Consider the following 21,495-nt stretch of genomic DNA (forward strand, 5'->3'; position numbering starts at 1 on the left):
GATCGCCTCTCCGGCCGCCCTTGGCTGCGGCCGTCCCGTCAGCGGCGGCGGCGCCGCCAGAGCATGACCACCGCGGTGACCGCCAGCACGGCACCCACGCCGATCAGGACCGGAGCCAGGTTCGGCTGCTCCTCCGCCCACAGGTCGTCCGGCTCGTCTCCCAGCCTGACCGGCCGCGGCGTGATCCCCACGGCGTCGCTCACCCTGTCACCGACGGAGACCAGGAACTGCTTGGCGCTCGTCTCGGCCTTGCCGACGGTCCGCCGCGCGACCTTCTTCGGGCTCACCCGGTCGGCGATGGCGTCAACCGTCTGGGCCAGCTCCGCGCGGGTCTGTTCGATTCGCCGCTCCAGCTCCGCGGGATCGGTGTCCGTCATCGGCTCTCCTCTCATCGCCCTTGACATTGATCAGTCTGTCAGGTCCGCCCCACCCACGGCACTTCGGGCAGGCCGGTAAGTTGACCCGGGAACAATTCCACGGAGGAAACCCATGAGACTAGAGCCCGGCGACGCCGCCCCGGACTTCACGCTTCCCGCCGCAGACGACACCACCGTGTCCCTCGACGCCTACCGCGGCAGGCGTGTGATCCTCTACTTCTACCCCGCCGCGATGACCCCGGGCTGCACCAAGCAGGCCTGCGACTTCCGCGACAGCCTCGCCTCCCTGACCTCCGCGGGCTTCGCCGTACTCGGCGTGTCGAAGGACACCCCGGCCAAGCTCGCCAAGTTCGTCGAGCGCGACGCCCTGACCTTCCCGCTGCTGTCCGACCCCGGCCTGGAGGTCCACAAGGCCTACGGCGCCTACGGTGAGAAGATGATGTACGGCAAGACCACCGTCGGCGTGCTGCGCTCGACCTTCATCATCGACGCGGACGGCAAAATCGAAAAGGCCCTCTACAACGTGAAGGCGACCGGCCACGTGGCCCGCCTCCGCCGCGAACTTGGTGTTGACTGATTACCTTTTCGCCATTTACCACGACCTGCGCATGCCCCAGGAATTGTCGGCGCCGTTCCGTAATCTTGGGGCATGCCGGCCAAGTACAAATACACCCCCGAAATGCTGGCCGAGGCCGCAGCGGCCTCCTTCAGCGTCGCGGACGTCCTGCGCCGCCTCGGCATCACGATCGCGGGCGGAAATCACGCGCACATCAGCCGCCAGCTGAAGCGCCTCGGGATCGGCACCTCGCACTTTCTCGGCCAGGCGCACCACCGCGGACGACGGTCGGCCAGACGCCTGTCCCCGGAGCAGGTTCTCCGTGTGCGGCCACCGGGGTCCCTCAGAACCAAACCCCCCATGCTGCGTCGGGCACTTCGGGAAGCCGGGGTACCCTACCGGTGCAGTGCCTGTAAGATCGAGGGCACCTGGGAGGGCGAGCCGCTCACGTTGCATGTCGACCACCTCAACGGCGACTGGCTCGACAACAGAATAAACAACTTGCGTTTTCTCTGCCCGAACTGCCATTCTCAGACAGAGAACTTCGCAGGGAAAAACAAAGGGGCCGTAGCCCAACGGCAGGAGGCAGCGTCTTTAGGTGGCGCGCAGTATGGGTTCGAATCCCATCGGCCCCACAATAGAATCACCAAAAGCGCGGTCACGCTTAAATCCGTGACCGTCAGCGTCACTCTGACGAATCAAGACGCTTTCTTTCTCGAAGATTACGTCAACCGCGAACAGGCAGCGTCGAGATCCGCGGCGATACGTGAGGCGATCTGGCTGCTGCGCGAGTCCGCCCTCGAACGCGACCGCGCGAACGCCTCCGCCGGGCATGACGCGGGTGAAACCGGGCGTGACGCGGGCGAAGCCACCCTGGGGCGGAGCGCGGCGCCCCCGCCGGGAGACCCGAAGCCCCCGGCGAGCTCTCACCAGTCGGAGCCTCCCATGACGGCCGCGTAGAGGGCACCGAGGTCGAGCCCTCCCCGATGGACGACCTTCCCCGCCGCGTCCAGGACGCGATACTCGCACCTGCGCAGCCGTTCCTGCGGCAGGCCGGGAGAGAAGACGGCGAGCCCGGTGGCGTCGGCGGTCGCGATGGCGATCGTCCTGCCCCCCTCCCGTAGCTCGACGCCGGTCCCGGCTCCGCCGGGGACGTAAACGGCGGCGGTCGCGAAGTCCGAGGAGCCGCCGACGGTCGTGGTCCAGCCGACGGGGCGGGAGGAATCTCCCGCCAGACGGCCGAGACGGTCCTGCTCTGTTGATCCGTCAGGGGCGGTGTAGGTCGTCTGGACGGCGAGGAAGGTCGGGGTGCCCGGACCGGAGACGATGGCGACGATGGCGTCGCGGCGGGAGCCGAGGGAACCGCCCCACAGATAGCGATAGGTCAGGCGCCAGGGCGGGGTAGCGAGGGCACCGAGCCCCTGCAGGAGACCTCTGGCCTGTTCCAGGTCCACATGGCCCGGCGCGGCCAGGGAGGGGACACTCGTGTGCGTTACGCCGGGCAGCCTCACGGTCGCCGCCGGGGAGTGCCCGTTCGGGAGCGGATCAGCACGTGGCGGTGGCTCCTCGGCCCCGAGCGGGAGAAAGAAGCGTCTTGACGCACTTCCCTGCACAGCGTCGCATCATGGGCGACGCACCAACCTTGTCACGGAAGGTACGTGAACATAAGGCTCACCCTGCTCGGCACATCAAGCGGCTCGGACGGCTGCCCCGCCCTGTACGCCACTGACCGTGGCACCTAGGTGGTTCAGGGCAAGGTCGTCCACCGGTATGCCCGAGCAGGCTCGCGAACTGATCGCCGCTCTCCGATCGCTGGAGGGCCAGTACGTCGAATGTACCGGCGCATGTTCCGTACTGGCGTGACCCGGCGGATCCTCCCTTCGGGAGGTCTGCTTTCGCCGCTGCTCGCGACGCTGGGAGAACCATCCAGTGAGCCTCCGCGAGGTGAAACCCTCACACGATAAGGACCCCGCGACTTAGCCTGATGGTGAGGAGACCGGAAGGGTGCAAGGTCTATGGCCGAAGCTAACACGGGTTACCTGATCAGACATGAGCGCGAGAGAAGAGGTTTGAGTACCACAGGACTCGCAACTCAGGTGGGATGCACCGTTCGTCATATCGAGTTGATAGAGCACGGCAAGCGCACCCCATCCCTTCCGATGCTTCGGCAGATCGCCAAGGTCCTCGGAGTGCGTACCGCGGTTCTCCTCGGCGAGAATCCTCGGGACTCCCACGAGCCTGGCCGCCCTCAGATCGGCGACATCGAACGGGCGATCTTCACATACAAGACCCTCGCGCCTGACCTCGAACCGCCGGATGCCGAGCAGATCGCCGAACGCATCAGCGCGGCCCGTGACGCCTGGTTCACCTCGCCGAACAAGTACTCGATCCTCATGCGGACCCTCCCAAGGCTGATCAGCGATGCTGAACAGCTCGTGTTGGAAGCCGACGGTCGGCCGGATGACCGTCGTACCGCATGTTGGGTCGCCAGCGATGCCTACATCCTGAGTCGGGGTGTTCTCAAGCACCTGGGGCGGATTGACCTAGCACACCTGGCCGCCGACCGGGCCATGCGCTATGCCGAGGAGACCGAAGACCCTCTCATGATCGCGTGGGCCCACTGGTGTCTCGGCCAGTCCATGCTCTCCGACGACATGCACGAAGTTGCCTACGACGTCGCCCGTCGAGGCATGGAGCGATTTGAGCCCGCGCTCGCTGATGGCGACGACCGGCACCTGTCGGTCTTCGGCGCGCTGAACCTGATGTCAGCAATCGCCCTGACCCGATCTGGAGACGACCAGCAGGCGCGGGAGCTTCTGCGCGGCCCGACCCTATCTATGGCGCAGCGAGTCAACGAGCGGACCAACCATTTCGGATTGGCGTTCGGGCCGACGAACGTGGCTATCCACATGGCCAGCGTCGAATGTGAGACCCGCCGCCCCGAAGACGCACTGCGCGTCGCTGACGACATCGACATCACCCACGCCCCCTCGGTTGAGCGGCGGACCACGCACCTGACCCAGATCGCCCGTGCCTGCGAAGACATCGGGGACGACGTGGCGAGCCTGGTATACCTGCTGCGCATCGAGCGGGAATGCCCTGAAGAACTGGACCAGAAGCGGTTGCTGCGGGAGATGGTGCGTTCCCTAGCTCGACGGGCCCGTCCGTCATGGGCGCCCGAAGTGCGCCATCTCGCCGAACGGCACCACATCCTTCAGTGAGCGAACTCTAAGTTCGCACACAGCGGTTCGGGCTGTGTGAAGACGATGATCATACGGTCATGTCATGGCAGCGCCCCCCCTTCGCGAAGACGTCGTGGTGGACCGCGTCCGGCAGGAGGCGCAATGCGAGTTCCCAGACTGGAGGTTCAGTTCCTCCGGGGGAAACTGGACGGCGCAGCGGGGAAAGGTACGTCGAAGCGCCAAGAGCTTGGCCGAGTTGCTTGCGGTCCTGCGCGTCGTCACGCCTGATGTGCCGGGCTGGAACGTGTTCTGGTCCGACGAGCACCATCTCTACGCCAGCCGTGACTGTCGGTTCACCGTTCAACAGGAGAAAGCTGGTTGCTGGCGGACTGTAGACGCAGACACCCCCGAAGCATTGACGGACCTGATCGCCAAGCAGGAGGAGCGTGCTGGGAGGGCGTGGGCATGACCACCCCCGAGCAGCCTAGCGAAACCGCACTCCGCGATAAGGAACCCGACCAGCTAACGCGCTTCACCGCCCTGCCGTACTTCATCTTCGGCACGACCCCCGGGATGACCGGCATCAGCTACGGCGCCTGCGGTGACTCCGCCCCGATGGGCGGTGTGTCGTGATTCGCTTCAGATCCAGCCACAGAATTCCCCGTCGGGTCGGCAAAGTTGCTGACCGCGCCATTGGCGAGATGCTGCGCGACCTTGGGTATGTCGGACCGGCCATCACCCGCCGCGGGTTCAGGGATGCGATGCGATCGCATGGCCCTGGGCGAGGTGCCGTGGAACCTCGGTCGCGGCGTGATGCCCCTTCTGCTTCTTCCTCTATGGGAGGGGGTATCACGCAGATCTTCGCTCAGCTCACCCGGCCGACAATGCTCGCCGGGCACGAACGTGTGGCCACGAAATGAACCATCCTCCCCGGGGCGCGCGGAGGGCAACAACCCTCGTGGCCACAGGCACGGTTGGTTCCTTCCCCATGAAAGGAACGGCATGAAATGGAAGGATTAGAATTCGATCGGTGGTTCGGTCAGGCCAGAACCCTGGTACTCCAGCCGACCACACTGTGCAACCTCGATTGCGTGTACTGCTACTTGCCGCACCGGCGCATCAGCAATGAGATGTCCCCCAAAGTCGCCCAGGCCGTTGCCGCCTCGGCTGCGGAGCTGGTCGATCCCAACCACCCGTTGGAAATCGTGTGGCACGGTGGGGAGCCCATGGCCCTGGGCCTGGGCAAGTTCCGCGCGCTGCTCGCGCCGTTCGAACAGTTCCGTCACGCGGGACAGATCCAGCACTGCGTGCAGACCAACGCCACCCTCATCGACGACGAGTGGTGCGATCTGCTCGCTCGTCACCAGGTCCGTGTCGGCGTCAGCATCGACGGCCCGGCGGCTCTGAACGCCCGGCGGGTCGATCTACGTGGCCGGCCTGCCTTCGACCGGATCGTGCGTGGCGTTGGCCGCCTGCGTGATCACGGCATCCGCTTCAGCGTGATCGCCGTCGTGGGGGCCGAGGGCATTGAACAGCCGGAGTTACTCCTCGATGCTCTCGCCGACCTGGAGGCGCACACCATCGGCCTGAACGTGGAGGAGATGGAAGGCGTCAACGATCGGCGGTGCGGGATCCCCCAGGACCAGGCCGAGCAGTTCTGGAAGCGGGTCATGGATTGGCGCAGGACCCACAGCGGGGGGCCCGCGCTGCGGGAGCTCGACCGGCTCGCCGATTATCTGTACCTCGCCCGCAGCGGGCAACGTGACGAGTGGTGCAGATACGGCCTCGATCCGATTCCGACCGTGTCGGTGGATGGAGACGTGGTGCTGATGTCGCCCGAGCTGGCGGGCATCAGTGACGACGCCTACGGCGACTTCCTCGCCGGGAACGTCTGCTCTCAGAGCATCGCCAGCATGCTGGCCCATGCCCACCGGCTGCGCTACGTCCGCGAGTTCATGGCCGGCCTGCGGCGCTGCGAAGCCGAATGCGAATTCTGGAACTTCTGCCGAGGTGCTCAGGCGTGCAACCGCTACTTCGAGAACGGCAGCTTCGCCACTACTGAGACCGATTACTGCCGACTCACCCGTCAAGCCCTCATCACCGCTCTGTACACCTCAGCCAAAGAGGAGATCGCGGCATGACCATGTTGGAGTACCTGACCACCGCAGGTGCGAAGGTGATCGATGATCTGATCAGCACCAGCTCCCTGGAGAACCCCGATCCGCTTCAAGCCGCTAAGTTCGACAACAAACCGAGCTGGGACAACAAAAAGGGCGGGTTCGATAACAGGCCGAGCTGGGACAACTGGAGCAAGAAGAAGTAGCAGATGACCGTCGTGGGCGCGGGGTCACCCCGCCCACGACGAGACCAAGCATCTCCCCTGGAAGGCACGATGATGGACACACGGACTGTACGCCAGACGAGCGTTACACTGCCCGACCTGGACGACGCGGACCTGGACGAGGTCGATTCGCTGGAAGGCGAGCATGGTCAGTTGCGCGACTTTCGATACGCCAATGCCAGTCTGCGCGAGCTGTCTTTGTCGGGAACCCAGCTCATGGACGGGCGCATCGCTGACCTCACCACTCAGCGTGCTCGCCTGGACGACCTGAGCCTGCACTCGGTGGAATTCTCCGACTGTGACCTGTCCGGCCTCCGCTGGGTGGACAGCAAGCTCTCCCGGGTCACGTTCACCAACTGCAGGATGCTCGGCGCTCTGTGGGAAAACGTCACGTTCGATGACGTGGCCTTCGAACGGTGCAAGCTGGACTACGCGGCCTTCACCCGGCTCCGCACCGTAGGTTCGGCGATCTTCGCCGACTGCTCGTTGCGGGAAGCTCGTTTCAGCGGGTCTGACCTGAGCGGGGTGGCGTTCAACGAGTGCGACCTGCATCTGACCGAGTTCGACGGCGGCACCTACCGTGCCTGCGACCTGCGCGGCAACGATCTGTCCGGCCTTCGTGGAGTGAGCGCACTCAAGAAGATCATCGTTGATCGGCCGCAGCTCCACGGCCTTGCCGAGGCGTTCGCGGCCGAACTGGAGATCACCGTTAGTTAAGGCTGCACAAGAGGCGGAGACATGGGCGTACGGCTGCTATTCGACCGATTCAGCGACCTCCAGGAACGCATCGACATCGGGGACGTCAGGCAAGCGGGCGACACGCCAGGCTACGACGACGGCGTGGCCGTCGTCCCCCAAGGGAACTGGGCAGCCCTCAGCGAGGACGACGCCGAATGTCTCCGACCCGACGACGCCACCCCGAGCAGCATGGTAATCGAGCTGGTCACCCAACCCCTGCCGATGTCCGCCTCCGATGATCTACAGGGCCGCCTGGACGCCGCGACTGTTCTCAACCCGCTGGAAGGCCGCTGGCCGCGCAGGCGCCTCGCTTGCACAGCCAGCCAACCCGGACAGCTCACCAGTACCGAAGACCCCGCAATCGAACGCCGGATCGGGCTACACATCGACAACTTCGACCGGCGGACTTACCCTGAGCGACATCTCAGCCGCCGACGCCTCTGCCTCAACCTGGGACCTGGCACCCGCTATCTACTGGTCGGCGACCGGGACATCATGGAAATCTGTCGCGCCTTGGGTCAGGACCAAGAGCAGTACTGCCCGCACACCGACGACGTGCGTCAATACATCGCCGACGGATACCTTCTGCGGTGCCTGCGCATCCGCCTGGAGCCCGGCCAGGGATATATCGCGCCAACCGAGCTCGCGCCGCACGATGGCTCCACAAGCGGCGCCCAGAGGTGGTCACTCGCCGCTTTCTGGCTGGGCTGAGCCGAGACAGCCCGCACCGCCGGGTGTCCCATACCTCCGCGCCTATCAGTGCTGGGCAGCCGCAGCCGCCATCGCGAGGTGGCGACGGTGAAGTCCGTATCGTTCCGGAGAGGCGACGGGTCGCGCGGTGCGTCCTCTTCACCGCGCGACCCGGCATTGTTGTGATCCGCCATCACAAACAATCTCTCCCTTTACTCACCCCGGAGGGTGCTCCCGAAAACCATGGTGCCCAACAGGGCGTAAGCAGGGCGTAAACCGCGCACAACGTGCGACCTGAGTCGTATACGCGGTTCCCCCCTGAGGGGGAAGGGCACTGATCTGCGCATACGTATTGTGGTGACGTGTTCGGCAGATTACTCGACTGGAGTCGGCGTCATCCCGGTGTCGTCGACGCCTGCTGGCTGACGCCCTTCCTGGCACTCTCGGTGGCACACGCGTGGTTCGTCACCACGCGGGTGGACGCGGGGATAAGGACTGTCCCATGGTCCGGCGTGAGCGTCGGACCATGGGCAATCCTGGGGTTCGGGCTGGTGACGGTCGTTCCGTTGCTCTGGATGCGCAAGCGTCCTCTCACGGTGTTCGCGGTCATCTCGCTGGGGAGTTTCTGCCAGTGGCTCCTCGGGATCGGACCCCTGACCTTCAACGTGGCCGTGCTCATCGCCATGTACAGCGTGGCGTCGCGGTGCCTGCTGCGCTGGGCGATCGCCGCGGGCCTGGTGGCGGAGCTGGGGCTCGCCCTCTCCTTCGGGCAGATCGTCATCGACCCGGACTTCATCACCTGGGCCAGCCTCTCGGTGTTCGTCATCGCGATCTGGATCGCGGGCATCTACGCCAACACCCGCCGCCGCTATCTGGAGAGCCTGGAGGAGCGGGCCGAGCGGGCCGAGCACGAGCGCGACCAGCAGGTACGGCTGGCCGCGGCGGCCGAGCGGACCAGGATCGCCCGTGAGCTGCACGACGTGGTCGCGCACAACGTGAGCGTGATCATCGTTCAGGCGGACGGCGCGGGCTACGCGATCGACAGCGATCCGGAGATGGCCCGCGAGGCGATGCGGGCCATCTCGGACACGGGTCGGCAGGCGCTGGCCGAGATGCGCAGGATGGTGGGTGTCCTGCGGACCGAGGGCGTGCCCGAGGAGTACGCCCCACAGCCAAGCCTGTCGCAGATGGACGACCTGGTCGCCCAGGTGCGGGCCTCGGGACTGCCCGTCGACTTCCGGGTCACCGGTCCCCCGCGGAACCTCCCCGAGGGGGAGCAGCTGACGATCTACCGGATCGTCCAGGAGGCGCTCACCAACACCCTCAAGCACGGCGGGCCGGACAGCCGAGCCACGGTCGAGATGGAGTACGGCGCGCGGGAGCTGCTGCTGCGGGTGACCGACGACGGCCGCGGCGCCGCGGCCCCCATGAGCCCGGACGGGCACGGCCTGGTCGGCATGCGGGAGCGGGCCGCCATATTCGGCGGGACCGTCGAGGCCAGGCCCCATCCGGGAGGCGGGTTCCAGGTGACGGCACGGCTGCCGATAAGCGAGACCCGGGAGAGCAGGGCGGCGTGACGGAGCGAGAGGAGAAGGTCGGCACCGTAGGTGAGCGGAGCGGAGGGCCCGCCATGGCAAGGTGAGAGGAGAGGACACCGTGACGGGTGAGCGGAGCGGAGGCTCCGCCGTAACGGGTGAGAGAGTACGAGCGGCCGGTGACGAAGTGGACCCGGCGGGGTGAGAGAGCCGTCGGCGGAAGGACGAGAGCCGTCGGCCGGGCGAACGAGAAGTGGTGAACGACCGGTGATTCGCGTGATGCTGGTGGACGACCAGGCGCTCCTGCGGGTCGGGTTCCGCATGGTGCTCAGTGCGCAGCCGGACATCCAGGTCGTCGCGGAGGTGGGCGACGGGGCGGCGGCAGTCGAGGCGGCCAGGACGATCGAGATGGACATCGTGCTGATGGACGTCCGGATGCCGGTCATGGACGGCGTCGAGGCGACCCGTCTGATCTGCGCGGCGGCGGACAGGCCGCGGGTGCTGATCCTGACGACGTTCGACCTGGACGACTACGTGTTCGCGGCGCTGAAGGCGGGCGCCTCTGGGTTCCTGCTGAAGGACGTGCCGCCCGCCGACCTGATCAGCGCCATCCACTCGGTGCACAGCGGGGACGCGGTCGTGGCGCCGAGCACGACCAGACGACTGCTGGAACGCTTCACCGTGCACCTTCCCTCTCCCGGTACGGCCGAGCCCGCCGCGCTCGGCGGGCTGACGGCACGGGAGCGTGAGGTGCTCGTGCTCGTCGCCCGGGGGCTGTCCAACGGCGAGATCGCCGATCGGCTGGACCTGGCCGAGGCGACGGTCAAGACGCATCTGGGCAGGGTGCTGGCCAAGCTGGGCCTGCGTGACCGGGCCCAGGTGGTCGTGTACGCCTACGAGTCCGGGCTCGTCACCCCTCATTCGGCGGGCTGAGGCCAGTCACCGCCCGGCACCCGCCTGTCCGGCGCGCCGAGACGCGTCACCTCGCGCGGGCATGGCAGCCGACGGATTCAAGGAAAGCAGCCCTCGAATTCATGAATGTTTTTCGTGAATATCTTTCCCGTTATTCGGACGCAAACCTCTTCGCCCGCCTCTTCATTTACCAAAAGCGTTGATATAGGTTGTGTTTCGCATGACGGCCGCACGTGGCGGGCGGTCCTGGAGGTAAATCCATCGAAGCCGATTAACGCGGGAGAAAAAGCGAATTATGTCGACGCCGTTCAATGGTGCTCTGATGCTCGTCCACCAGGTCACCGGAACGTACCTGGAGACCGACAACTACAACGACAACCCCAACGAGGCCGTGCAGACGTGGAACGGCGATCCCCTGCAGACGGCCAAGGGCCTTCTCGGGCATCTGTGGTACCTGGAGCCGACCCAGATTCTCGGCAACACCTACCTGATCAAGAGCTACGAGAACAAGCGCTGCCTGACCGCGGGTGTGACGGCTCAGGACTACCCCAGACTCCAGGCTCCCGACGGCTCGTCCAAGCAGGTCTGGTACCTGCTGCGGCCCGTCGTCGGGGCCGACCATTTCGCGATCGTCCCCCAGATCTACCCCAACTACGCCCTCGCCCCGCAGGGGAGCAACGAGCTGAACAACGTGTACGTGGTCCCCGTCCGCCAGTGGGGCGACACGCTGTCGCTGGCCCAGCTCTGGCGGGCCGTCACCCCGCCGGAAAAGTGACCGCGCCCCCGCCCTGACCGGCGGGGAATCGCCGGACAACGGCCGAGCCCCACAAGAAAGAATGGTTTTCGCGGGCTCAGTGAGGAATTCGGCTACGGCGGGGGCACCGCCCGCCGTAGCTTCACAAGATCTTTCCCCACTTTCACGGACCCGCCTGCACGATCCGACCTTTCGGGGCCCCCGCCTACGCGAGCCCGGACTCAGCCGAATGGCCGATGAGGGGCTACATCGCAGGTAGCAGCGCCCCCACGGCGGACATCCCGTGGCTGAAGCGAAGTCCGTCCCGCAGGCTGATGGAGGGTGTTTCCCCCGGCAATAGCGTTTGTCACGTCATAGACGCACGGTTGCCAAGGAGAAGTGACGTGACCATCACCGGAGAGGTCGGCGCGCGGAACGCGCGGGAGGACGCGGCGGCTGCCGTGGTGGCCAGAGGCCTGACCAAGATCTATGGCCAGGGGGACGCGGCCGTCCAGGCTCTCCGGGGAGTTGACGTCTCCTTCGCGACCAGCGCCTTCACCGCGATCATGGGGCCCTCCGGCTCCGGCAAGTCCACGCTCATGCACTGTCTGGCCGGGCTGGACACGGTCACCCACGGGCAGGTGCACATCGGTGAGGTCGAGCTCACCGGGCTGAACGACAAGCAGCTCACACTGCTGCGCCGCGAGCGGATCGGCTTCATCTTCCAGGCGTTCAACCTGCTGCCGACGCTGACCGCCGAGCAGAACATCAGGCTTCCGCTGGAGATCGCCGGGCGCCAGGCCGACCAGGCCCTGTTCGAGAGGGTCGTGGAGACCGTCGGCCTGCGTGACCGGCTCGGGCACAAGCCGACCGAGCTGTCCGGAGGCCAGCAGCAGCGGGTCGCGGTCGCCCGCGCCCTGATCAGCAGGCCCCAGGTCATCTTCGCCGACGAGCCGACCGGCAACCTGGACTCGCGCAGCGGTGCCGAGGTGCTGTCGTTTCTGCGCACGTCGGTGCGCGAGCTGAACCAGACGATCGTGATGGTCACCCACGACCCGGTCGCGGCGTCGTACGCCGACCGGGTGATCTTCCTGCGGGACGGCCTGCTGGTCAGCGAGCTGTTCCGGCCGACCCCGCAGAGCGTGCTGGACACGCTGATGAAGCTGGAGGCCTGAGGTGCTCAGGACGACTCTGGCCGGGCTCAGGGCGCGCAAGCTGCGCCTGCTGCTCACCTCGCTGGCGATCGCGCTGGGGGTCGGCTTCATCGCGGGCACGTTCGTGCTCACCGACACCATGCAGGCCGGCTTCACCCAGACATTCGGCGCGGCCGCCGACAAGATCGACGTCGCCGTGCTCCCCTCCCCCAGCAAGAAAGACAGCCCCGCGCTCCTGTCGGACACCGCCCTGCGAAAGATCCGCGCCGTCGACGGCGTTGCCGACGCCCAGGGTCTCGTGCAGGGCACGTCCGCGCTGATCGGCAAGGACGGCAAGGCCGTGGGAGACTACCCAACCGCGGGGATCTCCATCGTCCAGGGGCGGCTGAACCGCACCTCGATCACCAGCGGTTCCGCTCCGAAGACCACGACGCAGGCCGTACTCGACAAGAACACGGCCAAGACGCGCGGCTTCACGGTGGGCGAGACCATCACCGTGCTGGACTCGAAAAACGTCAAGCACGAGTTCACCCTGGTCGGCCTGTTCGACGTCGGCCTCAACCAGGAGCTGGGCTTCACCGGCGCGGTCGGCTACACCACGGACACGGCCAGGATGATGACCGGGGCGCAAGGCTTCAGGGAGATCGACGTCGCGACCGCCGAGGGCGTGACGCAGGAGGCGGCGCGCACCTCGATCGCCACGGCCCTCGGGGCGGGACACCAGGTCAAGACCGGCAGGCAGTACGCCGACGACATGGTGAAGGCCAACGGCGCCGACAGCCAGTTCCTCACGATGGGTCTGCTGCTGTTCGGCCTGGTCGCGATGTTCGTGGCCGCGCTGGTCATCTACAACACCTTCAACATCCTGGTCGCCCAGCGCACCCGCGAGATGGCGCTGCTGCGCTGCATCGGCGCGACGCGCGGGCAGGTGTTCGGCTCCATCCTGCTCGAGTCGGTCGTGGTCGGCCTGACGTCGTCGGTCCTCGGCCTGCTGCTCGGCTACGGCCTGGGCGGGGGAGCCCTCACCGTGCTCCGCTCGATCGGCGCGCCGCTACCCGAGGCGACCGCGACCCTCACCCCGCGCACCGTCATCCTGGCCATGCTCATCGGCGTTCTCGTCACGGTCGGCGCGGCGCTGCTGCCCGCCCGTTCCGCGACGAGGGTGGCGCCGATCGCCGCGCTGCGCGCCCAGGTCGAGGAGCACACCTTCAAGACGGGCCTGGTCCGAGTGATCTTCGCCGGACTGTTCCTGGTCGCGGGGGTCGGCACCACCGTGGCCGGGGTGAGCATGGACCCCGGCCAGATCCCGCTCATCACGGTCATGGTGGGCGGCTCGCTGGTCTTCTTCGCGGTGCTGATCCTCGGCCCGGTGATCGTCACACCGCTGAGCGCCTTCGTCGGCTGGCTGCCCGGCAAGGTCTTCGGGGTGCCCGGCAGGCTCGCCCTGGACAACTCGGGGCGCAACCCCAGACGCTCCGCGACCACGACGGTGGCGCTCACCGTGGGCGTGACGCTGATGACGCTCATCTCGGTCCTCACCGGCACGCTGCGGCTGACCTACTCCCACAAGCTCGACGACCAGTTTCCCGTCGACTACATGCTCCAGGCCCAGGACCGTGAATCGGGCCTGCCGCGCGCCCTGGCCGAGAGCCTGCGGACCAGGCCGGAGCTGGCCTCGGTCGTCGCGCTCCGCGAGACCGAGGCCAGGGTCGGGAGCAAGGGCGGCACGTACGAGGCGGGGACGTTCACCGCGTCGCCGGACTTCACGCCGGACTTCACCTCGGGCTCGTTCGGCGCCCTCAAGCCGGGGACCGTGGCAATGGCCGACTACGTGGCGAAGGAACTCAAAGTCAAGGTCGGCGACCGGGTCCCGCTGCGCACGACGAAGGCGGGTCGGGTCGAGCTCACGGTGGTCGGCCTCTTCGACTCCCAGAAGACGGACCTGGCGGGCGTGACCGTGCCCGCGGAGGAGTTCGAGCGCTACTTCGGCGCGGTCGACGACAGGCGGATCCTGGTCAACGCCAAGGACGGCGTCAGCCCGGATGCGGCGCGCAAGGTGGTCGAGGCGGCGGCGCAGCCGTACCCGACGGCGAAGGTGGCCAGCTCGACGGATGTCAGGAGCCAGTTCGACGAGGCGCTCGACATGGTCGTGATGATCATCACGGGCCTGCTGGGGCTCGCCGTGCTGATCTCGCTGCTGGGTATCGCCAACACGCTCTCCCTGTCGGTCCATGAACGGACCAGGGAGTCGGCGCTGCTGCGGGCCCTGGGCCTGACCCGGCCGCAGCTGCGGCGGATGCTCTCGGTCGAGGCCCTGATCCTGGGGCTCATCGGGGCGCTGGTCGGCGTGGTGCTCGGCATCACCTTCGGCTGGGCCGCCGCGCAGACCGCGACGACCGAGGTCATGTTCACCCTTCCCGTGCCGCAGATCCTGGCGTTCGTGGCGCTGTCCGGCCTGGCGGGAGTGCTCGCCGCCGTACTGCCGGCCCGCAAGGCGGCACGCGCCTCGATCGTGAACTCGCTGGCCAGCGGCTGACCGGGATCCCGGTCCATGGCCGGGCAGGCACGTCAACGCGTTGACGTGCCTGCCCATGGCGGGTTATCGATCACTTCCGCCCTGTTCCGATCCGGCTTCGTCCGACGCGGAGGGCGGGTTTCCCGCCGAGATCAACTCGCCGCCGGAGAAGAAGCCGGATAGCTGGGCAGAGACGTGCGGTTCTTGCCCTGCGTGAAGCCCTCCGCTGCCGCCATGATCCTCATCAGCGGTAGCCGGACCAGGGCGTCGCGCACCCATCGGCCGGTGCGGGTCTTGGGGACCATGAGGCGGAGATTGGCGCCGATCTGCTGCTTTCTCTCCACCAGCGTGCGATGGCCTTCCTCGTAGCGCCGGAAGGCGAGTTCGTAATCACCGTAGGCAGCCGCGATCTCGCCGGCGAGCCGGTAAGCGCCGACCAAGGCGAGCTCGGCCCCGGCGCCCGAGGCGGGCGAGGCGCAGTAGGCGGCGTCACCCACCAGCGCGATCCGGCCCGTGGACCACGACCGCATGCGGACCTGGCTGAGCGCGTCGAAGTAGAAGTCAGGGTCGGCCAGCGCCGTCTCCAGCAGGTCACGTATCCGCCACGACGGCTCGCCGGCGAAGGCCGCACGGATCAGGTCCTTCTGCTGCTCGACGTCGCGGTGGTCGTAGTCGATCGTCTCCCGACTGCGGAAGATGAAGTACGCCATCGCCTGAGCGTGGTTACCCGAGCGGTAGATGCCGACCATCTTGCCGGGCAGGTTGTACATGGTTATCCAGCGGCCCTCACCCAGCGAGGCGTCGGTGCCGGCGAAGGCGAAGTAGTGGTCCTTGTGGTGCAGGAACTGAGATTCGGGGCCGAAGGCGAGCTTGCGGATCGTGGAGTGCAGGCCATCGGCGCCGATGACCAGGTCGAATCGGCGGGTGGGAGCGTGCTCGAAGGTGACCGTGACGCCGTCGCCGTCCTGTTCCAGCGCCGTGGTGGAGTCGCCGAAGATGTACTCGACGCCGTCTCCGGCCGCCCGGTGCAGGAGGGCGACCAGGTCGCCCCGCATGATCTCCACCCCGCCGGCGTCCGGGATGTCGATACGCGCCACGCTCTGGTCGGCGGCGTCGACGAACTTCATTCCCCGCACATCGGTCGCGGCCGCGCGGACCTGCGCCATGATGCCCATCCGCTCGGCTACCTCGATGGCCTCGTGGCGTAGGTCGACCCCGTTGCCGCCGGTGCGCAGAGCGGGTGCGCGCTCGATCACCGTGGGCTGGAAGCCACGCTGGGCCAGCCAGTACGCCAGGGTCAGCCCGGCGATGCTCGCCCCGGAAATCAAGATCCGCTTGTTCGTCGGCATGGTTCCCCCTAGACTTAACTGAAATGCTCGTTTCAGTTAAGAAGATATGGAAGACGCATTCCAGATGTCAACCGCTCATCCCCGACTCCGCGCGGACGCCGTCCGCAACCGGCAGCGCGCGCTGGAGGCGACCAAGGAACTCCTGACCGACCCCAACGCCGTCATCACCGTCGAGGCCATTGCCGCGAAGGCCGGGGTGGGAGCGGCGACCGTGGTCCGCGCCTTCGGCGGCAAGGACGCTCTCATCGACGCCGCCGTCTCCGGCCTGCTCACACCCCTCGTCCAGCGAGCCCGCGACCTGCTGTCCGACCTACGCCCCGACGAGGCGCTCCGGACCTTCCTCGGCGATCTGCTCGCCTTCCAGGCCGCCCACCACACCATGAACCCCCAAGTGGAGGCCCTCGACCTACCGGCCACCGAAGCCGCGCAAGAGGCCGTGCAGCAGGTCCTCCTGGAGATGATCACCCATGCGCGCGACGCCGGGACCATCCGGACCGACCTCGACGCCACCGTCACCATGACACTGATCGGCGAGTGCACCTACGCGATCGCCAGATCACGAGCGAACTCATCCGAGCTGGCGGCGAGTTACCTCACGGTGCTCATGGGCGGTCTCCGTCCGCAAACGCCCGGCACTCCGTCCGAGACCCGATAAAGGCGTCTCGCACGCTCCTACGGCTGCCCGGTACCTGACCATGTGGAGGTGGTGTGCCGGTGACACGAGTGTCTCGCACGCTCCTACGGCTGCCCGGTACGGCTGCCCGCCGCACGGCTATCTGGGGCGGTGTCCCGGCCACTGGTCCGCGACGGCCTCCGGGGTGAGAAGGGGCCTGATGGCGATCTCCCCGATGGTCTTGTCGATCACCACGCATCCGCCGCCGACCGTGTCCGGCAGCACGCCGGGGTCGTCGGGCTCGGGCTCCTTCACCCAAGCGACATAGCCCTCCTTGAAGGCATAAATCCGGATTTCTATGGCGGAGCCTGAGCTCCGGACCCCGTTGAAGTAGTCTTCCGCGACCGCCCTGGCCTGGTCGAGGTTCACAGCCTCCGCCCCTCCCCGTCGATCACCACGCAGAAGACACCGGTCACCGACTCGTAGAGCGGCTCGACCGCCATGTGACCATGCTGCGCGTCGATCCAGATCACCTCTCCGGCGGCGTTCACCGCGTTCCAGGCGTGGCTGCCGCCCGCGGGCCAGCGGTTGACGATGATCGCCGCGGCGCCGTGTCCCCCCGCCAGCAGCACCTGCCCGATCGGGAGGTAGGCCTGCCTCCCCTGCCCGACGTACTGGAAGCGCTGCCCGAGCCACCGTTCGGCCCGGGCGACCCCGCCCGCCTCACCGGTGAGCAACGGCCTGCCGCTCCGGTCGTACTCGGGCCGCCTGGGCGCGGCGGCCGTCGGCGCGCCGTACCAGGTGGACAGCACGGCGAGCGCGCAGTCCATCGAGTTGGTCGCCCGGAACGGGTCGTCGGCGTCCCCCGCGCCGTTGATCAGCCTGATCCACATGCCCCGCGGGTCGGGAAAGCGCCTGGGCACCCCCTGGCCTGTCATCGGCACGGCCCGGACCATGTCCTCCTGGATCTGCGGGTCCGGCCGCGCCAGCCCTCCCCCCGCGCCGTACGGCCTGCACCTGTCCAGCCGGAGCGGCCGCCACGGCCCCCGCTCCGGCTCCCGGGGCGCCGCCACGACGGCCGACGCCTGATGCTCCAGCTCGAAGTCCCGCCACCGCTGCCCGTCGGCGGTCACCACGGGGTTGTAGACCCCCGCGGGCAAAAACACCTGAGTCACCCGGTCCCCCTCGACCTCGTGTCGCGGCCCGATGCTAAGGGGATCCTCCGCGCGGCGCGGGCGAGTTGACCAGATCGGGGAACGCCCTCACCTCGATCCCCGCGAGGCGGGCCCGACCCCCGGAACGCCGGGGCGCCGCTCCGGCGGGGCGGGGTCACACGGGAGCGAACGGTCAGGCGACCTGGACGTCGATGGTGTGCCAGCCGGTGGCGCCGTCGGGACCGACCGGGGCGCGTTCCTCGGTCTGGGTGTAGCCGGTGGCGTCGGTCGCCCGTACCGCGATGGTGTGCTCGCCCGGCGTGGCGTCCCAGTCGTCGACCACCCACTGCCGCCAGGTGTCGGCGGTCGGCGCTGCCGCGAGCCTGGCCTGGCGCCACGGCCCCTGGTCGATCCGGACCTCGACCGCGTCGATCCCCTTGTGCTGCGCCCAGGCGACACCCGCGATCACCGTACGGCCCGCCGGGAGGCTGGCACCGTCCCGCGGCAGGTCGATACGCGACTCGGTCTTGATCGGGCCCTTGGGCGACCAGCCCCTGGGAGTCCAGTAGGCCTCGTCCCGGTCGAAGCGGGTGACCTTGATGTCCGTGACCCACTTGGTGGCCGAGACATAGCCGTAGAGGCCGGGGATGACCTGGCGGACCGGGAAGCCGTGCTCGACGGGGAGCGCCTCGCCGTTCATCGCGAAGGCCAGCAGCGCGTTGCGGCCGTCGAGCACGACGTCGACCGGGGTGCCCGAGGTCCAGCCGTCGGTCGAGGTGCTGAGCAGCATGTCCGCGTCCCTGTGCACGCCCGCGTCACGGAGCACCCCGGCCAGGCTGACTCCCAGCCAGCGGGCGTTGCCGATGTACGGGCCGCCGATGTCGTTGGAGACGCAGCACAGCGTGACGTCGGCCTCGATGACGGGCCGCTTCATCAGGTCGGCGAGGGTCAGCTCGACGGGTCTGTCCACCATGCCGTGGATCTTCAGGGTCCAGGCGCGGGGGTCGACCTGGGGCAGCACGAGGGCGGTGTCGACCCGGTAGAAGTCGTGGTTGGGGGTGACGAACGGCGACAGCCCGCTGATCCTCAGGTCGGCGCCCGCGGGAATCGGCCGGGCGGGAACGGCGGCCCTGGGCAACGTGAGGCCGATCCTGGCCGCGCTCACCGCGGAGCGCCCGGACAGCATCTGCCCGACCACGCCGCTCGCCCCGGCTACGGCGATGCCGCCGAGCGCTCCGATCAGCAGCTTGCGCCGGTCGAACGCGTGAAGATCCTCCCCCGTCCGCATGACGGGTGGCAGCGAGGGCTCGTGCCGTTCTCCGGTCTCCGCTCCGGACGGCTCCGCCGTACCGGGCGAGCCCGGCGCGGCGGGTGTGGCAGCCGTACCCTGCGGAGGCTCCGCGCCGGAGACGGGCTCCACGGCCGCCGTGCCCGCTTCCGCTCCCGCCTCCTCACCGACCGGCACGTCGGAGGCGACGGGAGCACCGAGAACACCTGGGGTGGCAGGAGCGGCGGGCGCGGCGGTGGCGCCAGCGGGTGGAGCGGCCGGGGCGGGCAGTGCCCGCCTGACCAGGAGCCGGAGGGCGACCATGGCGGCGGCCACACCGGCCAGCGTGGGAACGGCGTCCGCGAGACCGGCGTCGGGGCGGGTCAGGGCGGCCAGGACACCGACGACGCCGAAGGCGGCCAGCCCCGCGAAGCCGTACCGGATGTTCCGGACGGCCAGGAGGCCGAGAGCGGCGGCGATCACGGTGAGGACCACAAGGATGCCCGCGACCAGGACGTTCTTGTCGTTCTCGCCGAAGGTCCGGATCGCGAACTCCTTCGCCCCCGCGGGGGCGAGGTCGACGGTGGCGTTGCCGACCGCGAGGACGGGGAACGCTGACGCCTTCACCACCCCCGCGACCAGCAGGGAAATCCCGACCGCGACCGCGCCGGTGACCAGACCGATCAGCGCCGCCGCCCACATGGGCACGCGCCTGTTGCTCTCCATGCTTCAGACGTTACGCCTGGGGAGCGGGGCCGATTCTTACGCGCCGATTACGAACGCCGGGACGGGGTCAGCCGAGTACTTCGGCGATGATGGGGGCGAGGGCGCGGAAGGCGCGGCCTCGGTGGCTGATGGCGTTCTTCTCCTCCGCCGGGAGTTCGGCCGTGGTCCGGATCTCGCCCTCGGGCACGAAGATCGGGTCGTAGCCGAAGCCGTTGGTGCCGCGTGGCACCTCGACGATGACACCGTGCATCGCGCCCTCGGCCACCCGCTCCTCACCGGACGGCAGCGCCAGTGCTGCCACGCACGCGAAGTGGGCGCCCCGGTGCTCCTTCGGTACGTCGGACACCTGGGCAAGCAGAAGCTCCAGGTTCGCCTCGTCGTCACCGTGCTTGCCCGCCCAGCGGGCGGAGAAGATGCCCGGCATGCCGTTCAGCGCGTCCACGCACAGGCCCGAGTCGTCGGCGATCGCGGGCAGGCCCGACTGCCTGGCGACCGCGTTGGCCTTCAACAGGGCGTTCTCGGCAAAGGTCAGGCCGGTCTCGGGAACGTCGCCGATCTCGGGGAAATCCTCGAGGCCGACGATCTCGACCGGCACCGAGGCGTCGGCCAGGATCTGGCGAAGCTCGGTGATCTTCCCGGCGTTCCTGGTGGCCAGGACCAGCCTGTTCGCGGTCACACCCTCAGGGCGGGCGGCGCTCACGCCAGCACCTCGTGCTGCAGGCGGGTCAGCTCCGCGCACCCGGCGGCGCCGAGGTCGAGCAGCTCGTCCAGCGCGGCCCGGTTGAACGGCTTGCCCTCGGCGGTGCCCTGAACCTCGACGAACTCGCCGGACCCGGTCATCACCACGTTCATGTCGGTCTCGGCCGCGACGTCCTCGGTGTAGCAGAGGTCGAGCAGCGGCGTCGAGCCGACGACGCCGACCGAGACCGCCGCAACGGAGTTGATCAGCGGATCGCCGTTGCACATCTTCCGCTCGCGCATCCACCGCACCGCGTCGGCCAGCGCCACGTAGGCACCGGTGATCGCGGCGGTACGGGTGCCGCCATCGGCCTGGAGCACGTCGCAGTCGATGACGATCGAGTTCTCGCCGAGAACCTTGTAGTCGACGCAGGCCCGCAGCGAGCGGCCGATCAGGCGGGAGATCTCATGCGTCCTGCCGCCGATCCTGCCGCGCACCGACTCACGGTCGTTACGGGTGTTCGTGGCCCGGGGCAGCATGGCGTACTCGGCGGTGACCCAGCCCTGGCCGCTCCCCCTGCGCCAGCGCGGCACGCTGTCCTGCACGGAGGCGGCACACAACACCCTGGTGCCGCCGAATTCGACGAGCACCGACCCCTCTGCGTGGGCAAGCCAGCCACGGGTGATGGTGACGGGGCGAAGCTGATCGGGAGAACGTCCATCTGCGCGAGCCATGGACCTCACCCTAGACGAGGAGGCCCGGTGTTCGGACGGTGACCGGGGAGGTACCCGGCCGGCGGCCCTGGCCGGTGCCTCCCCGGTGGTCCGCCGGTGTTGTCGGCATGCCGCGGCGGTCTCCTCCGTCGAGCGCCCGCCCTGCCCCGTACCGCCCCGAGTACGTCATGCGGGAGTACAGCGTGCGGAAATGATCAACAACCGCGCAGAGAACATCAACAACGTCGCAATCGCGAATCG

General features: G+C 68.0%; 23 protein-coding genes, 1 tRNA gene and 1 pseudogene. 16 read left to right on the top strand and 9 right to left on the bottom strand.

Annotated elements, in window-relative coordinates:
* Positions 1 to 38: 38 nt before the first annotated feature.
* Positions 39 to 377, bottom strand: a complete 339-nt coding sequence (locus AB0395_RS14610; RefSeq protein ID WP_366280728.1) for a DUF3618 domain-containing protein — start codon at positions 375 to 377, stop codon at positions 39 to 41.
* A 112-nt stretch (positions 378 to 489) separates the two neighbouring features.
* Here AB0395_RS14610 and bcp point away from each other — a divergent pair, with 112 nt between their 5' ends.
* Positions 490 to 954 carry a thioredoxin-dependent thiol peroxidase gene (gene bcp, locus AB0395_RS14615; RefSeq protein ID WP_366280729.1) on the top strand — a complete coding sequence of 155 codons (465 nt, stop codon included), beginning with the start codon at positions 490 to 492 and terminating at the stop codon, positions 952 to 954.
* A gap of 15 nt (positions 955 to 969) precedes the next feature.
* Here the strand turns inward: bcp and AB0395_RS14620 are convergent, their stop codons facing one another.
* Positions 970 to 1,209, bottom strand: a complete 240-nt coding sequence (locus tag AB0395_RS14620) for a hypothetical protein (protein WP_366280731.1) — start codon at positions 1,207 to 1,209, stop codon at positions 970 to 972.
* 84 nt (positions 1,210 to 1,293) lie between these two features.
* On the opposite strand from AB0395_RS14620, the pseudogene AB0395_RS14625 reads away from it, so the two are divergent.
* Together AB0395_RS14625 and AB0395_RS14630 are read left to right on the top strand one after the other, a co-directional pair.
* Positions 1,294 to 1,464 (top strand): annotated as a pseudogene (locus AB0395_RS14625) (HNH endonuclease); the annotation flags it as partial.
* Positions 1,465 to 1,494: 30 nt separating this feature from the next.
* Positions 1,495 to 1,568, top strand: a tRNA-Leu gene (locus tag AB0395_RS14630).
* A 291-nt stretch (positions 1,569 to 1,859) separates the two neighbouring features.
* Here AB0395_RS14630 and AB0395_RS14635 read toward each other — a convergent pair.
* Entirely contained in the window at positions 1,860 to 2,444 is a 585-nt protein-coding gene (locus tag AB0395_RS14635; protein ID WP_366280732.1) for a hypothetical protein, read from the bottom strand.
* Between the two features lie 504 nt (positions 2,445 to 2,948).
* Between AB0395_RS14635 and AB0395_RS14640 the strand changes: the two genes are divergently transcribed.
* The 12 genes from AB0395_RS14640 (at position 2,949) to AB0395_RS14695 (ending at position 14,754) form a co-directional block, all read left to right on the top strand.
* Positions 2,949 to 4,154 (top strand): helix-turn-helix transcriptional regulator, encoded by a 1,206-nt coding sequence (locus AB0395_RS14640; RefSeq protein WP_366280734.1) that lies wholly within the window; start codon positions 2,949 to 2,951, stop codon positions 4,152 to 4,154.
* Between the two features lie 64 nt (positions 4,155 to 4,218).
* Complete coding sequence (locus tag AB0395_RS14645) at positions 4,219 to 4,584, top strand: hypothetical protein (protein WP_366280736.1); 366 nt, start codon at positions 4,219 to 4,221, stop codon at positions 4,582 to 4,584.
* Positions 4,581 to 4,748, top strand: a complete 168-nt coding sequence (locus AB0395_RS14650) for a hypothetical protein (protein WP_366280738.1) — start codon at positions 4,581 to 4,583, stop codon at positions 4,746 to 4,748. The genes AB0395_RS14645 and AB0395_RS14650 overlap by 4 nt, the downstream gene beginning before the upstream one ends.
* A gap of 374 nt (positions 4,749 to 5,122) precedes the next feature.
* Positions 5,123 to 6,256, top strand: coding sequence for a cyclophane-forming radical SAM peptide maturase AmcB (gene amcB, locus AB0395_RS14655; protein WP_366280740.1), 1,134 nt, complete (start codon positions 5,123 to 5,125; stop codon positions 6,254 to 6,256).
* A complete protein-coding gene (amcA, locus tag AB0395_RS14660; protein ID WP_366280741.1) occupies positions 6,253 to 6,438 on the top strand; it encodes a multiple cyclophane-containing RiPP AmcA in 186 nt (61 codons plus the stop codon). The genes amcB and amcA overlap by 4 nt, the downstream gene beginning before the upstream one ends.
* A gap of 3 nt (positions 6,439 to 6,441) precedes the next feature.
* The gene (locus AB0395_RS14665) at positions 6,442 to 7,173 is read left to right on the top strand and encodes a pentapeptide repeat-containing protein (protein ID WP_366280743.1); all 732 of its coding nucleotides are present in this window, start codon (positions 6,442 to 6,444) and stop codon (positions 7,171 to 7,173) included.
* Positions 7,174 to 7,194: 21 nt separating this feature from the next.
* On the top strand, positions 7,195 to 7,905 hold the full coding sequence (locus AB0395_RS14670) for a hypothetical protein (RefSeq protein ID WP_366280745.1): 711 nt from the start codon (positions 7,195 to 7,197) through the stop codon (positions 7,903 to 7,905).
* Between the two features lie 341 nt (positions 7,906 to 8,246).
* Positions 8,247 to 9,461, top strand: a complete 1,215-nt coding sequence (locus AB0395_RS14675) for a sensor histidine kinase (RefSeq protein WP_366280746.1) — start codon at positions 8,247 to 8,249, stop codon at positions 9,459 to 9,461.
* Between the two features lie 225 nt (positions 9,462 to 9,686).
* Positions 9,687 to 10,352 (top strand): response regulator transcription factor, encoded by a 666-nt coding sequence (locus tag AB0395_RS14680; protein WP_366280747.1) that lies wholly within the window; start codon positions 9,687 to 9,689, stop codon positions 10,350 to 10,352.
* A 301-nt stretch (positions 10,353 to 10,653) separates the two neighbouring features.
* Positions 10,654 to 11,106 carry a hypothetical protein gene (locus AB0395_RS14685; protein WP_366280749.1) on the top strand — a complete coding sequence of 151 codons (453 nt, stop codon included), beginning with the start codon at positions 10,654 to 10,656 and terminating at the stop codon, positions 11,104 to 11,106.
* A gap of 362 nt (positions 11,107 to 11,468) precedes the next feature.
* The gene (locus AB0395_RS14690) at positions 11,469 to 12,239 is read left to right on the top strand and encodes an ABC transporter ATP-binding protein (RefSeq protein ID WP_366280751.1); all 771 of its coding nucleotides are present in this window, start codon (positions 11,469 to 11,471) and stop codon (positions 12,237 to 12,239) included.
* A gap of 1 nt (position 12,240) precedes the next feature.
* Positions 12,241 to 14,754, top strand: coding sequence for an FtsX-like permease family protein (locus AB0395_RS14695; protein ID WP_366280752.1), 2,514 nt, complete (start codon positions 12,241 to 12,243; stop codon positions 14,752 to 14,754).
* Between the two features lie 131 nt (positions 14,755 to 14,885).
* On the opposite strand, the gene AB0395_RS14700 is transcribed toward AB0395_RS14695, so the two are convergent.
* On the bottom strand, positions 14,886 to 16,082 hold the full coding sequence (locus tag AB0395_RS14700) for an FAD-dependent monooxygenase (RefSeq protein WP_366280754.1): 1,197 nt from the start codon (positions 16,080 to 16,082) through the stop codon (positions 14,886 to 14,888).
* A gap of 46 nt (positions 16,083 to 16,128) precedes the next feature.
* On the opposite strand from AB0395_RS14700, the gene AB0395_RS14705 reads away from it, so the two are divergent.
* Complete coding sequence (locus AB0395_RS14705; protein ID WP_366280756.1) at positions 16,129 to 16,737, top strand: helix-turn-helix domain-containing protein; 609 nt, start codon at positions 16,129 to 16,131, stop codon at positions 16,735 to 16,737.
* Positions 16,738 to 16,854: 117 nt separating this feature from the next.
* Here AB0395_RS14705 and AB0395_RS14710 read toward each other — a convergent pair whose 3' ends face one another.
* From AB0395_RS14710 to rph, 5 genes are all read right to left on the bottom strand, one after another.
* On the bottom strand, positions 16,855 to 17,124 hold the full coding sequence (locus AB0395_RS14710; RefSeq protein WP_366280758.1) for a hypothetical protein: 270 nt from the start codon (positions 17,122 to 17,124) through the stop codon (positions 16,855 to 16,857).
* The gene (locus AB0395_RS14715; protein ID WP_366280759.1) at positions 17,121 to 17,870 is read right to left on the bottom strand and encodes a toxin glutamine deamidase domain-containing protein; all 750 of its coding nucleotides are present in this window, start codon (positions 17,868 to 17,870) and stop codon (positions 17,121 to 17,123) included. The genes AB0395_RS14710 and AB0395_RS14715 overlap by 4 nt, the downstream gene beginning before the upstream one ends.
* A 172-nt stretch (positions 17,871 to 18,042) precedes the next feature.
* Positions 18,043 to 19,842 (bottom strand): molybdopterin-dependent oxidoreductase, encoded by a 1,800-nt coding sequence (locus tag AB0395_RS14720; protein ID WP_366280760.1) that lies wholly within the window; start codon positions 19,840 to 19,842, stop codon positions 18,043 to 18,045.
* A gap of 67 nt (positions 19,843 to 19,909) precedes the next feature.
* Positions 19,910 to 20,542, bottom strand: coding sequence for an XTP/dITP diphosphatase (locus AB0395_RS14725; protein ID WP_366280761.1), 633 nt, complete (start codon positions 20,540 to 20,542; stop codon positions 19,910 to 19,912).
* The gene (rph, locus tag AB0395_RS14730) at positions 20,539 to 21,255 is read right to left on the bottom strand and encodes a ribonuclease PH (protein WP_366280762.1); all 717 of its coding nucleotides are present in this window, start codon (positions 21,253 to 21,255) and stop codon (positions 20,539 to 20,541) included. Before rph ends, AB0395_RS14725 begins: the two co-directional genes overlap by 4 nt.
* Between the last annotated feature and the right edge of the window lie 240 nt (positions 21,256 to 21,495).

The organism is Streptosporangium sp. NPDC051023 (assembly GCF_040689595.1).
Lineage (GTDB): Bacteria > Actinomycetota > Actinomycetes > Streptosporangiales > Streptosporangiaceae > Streptosporangium.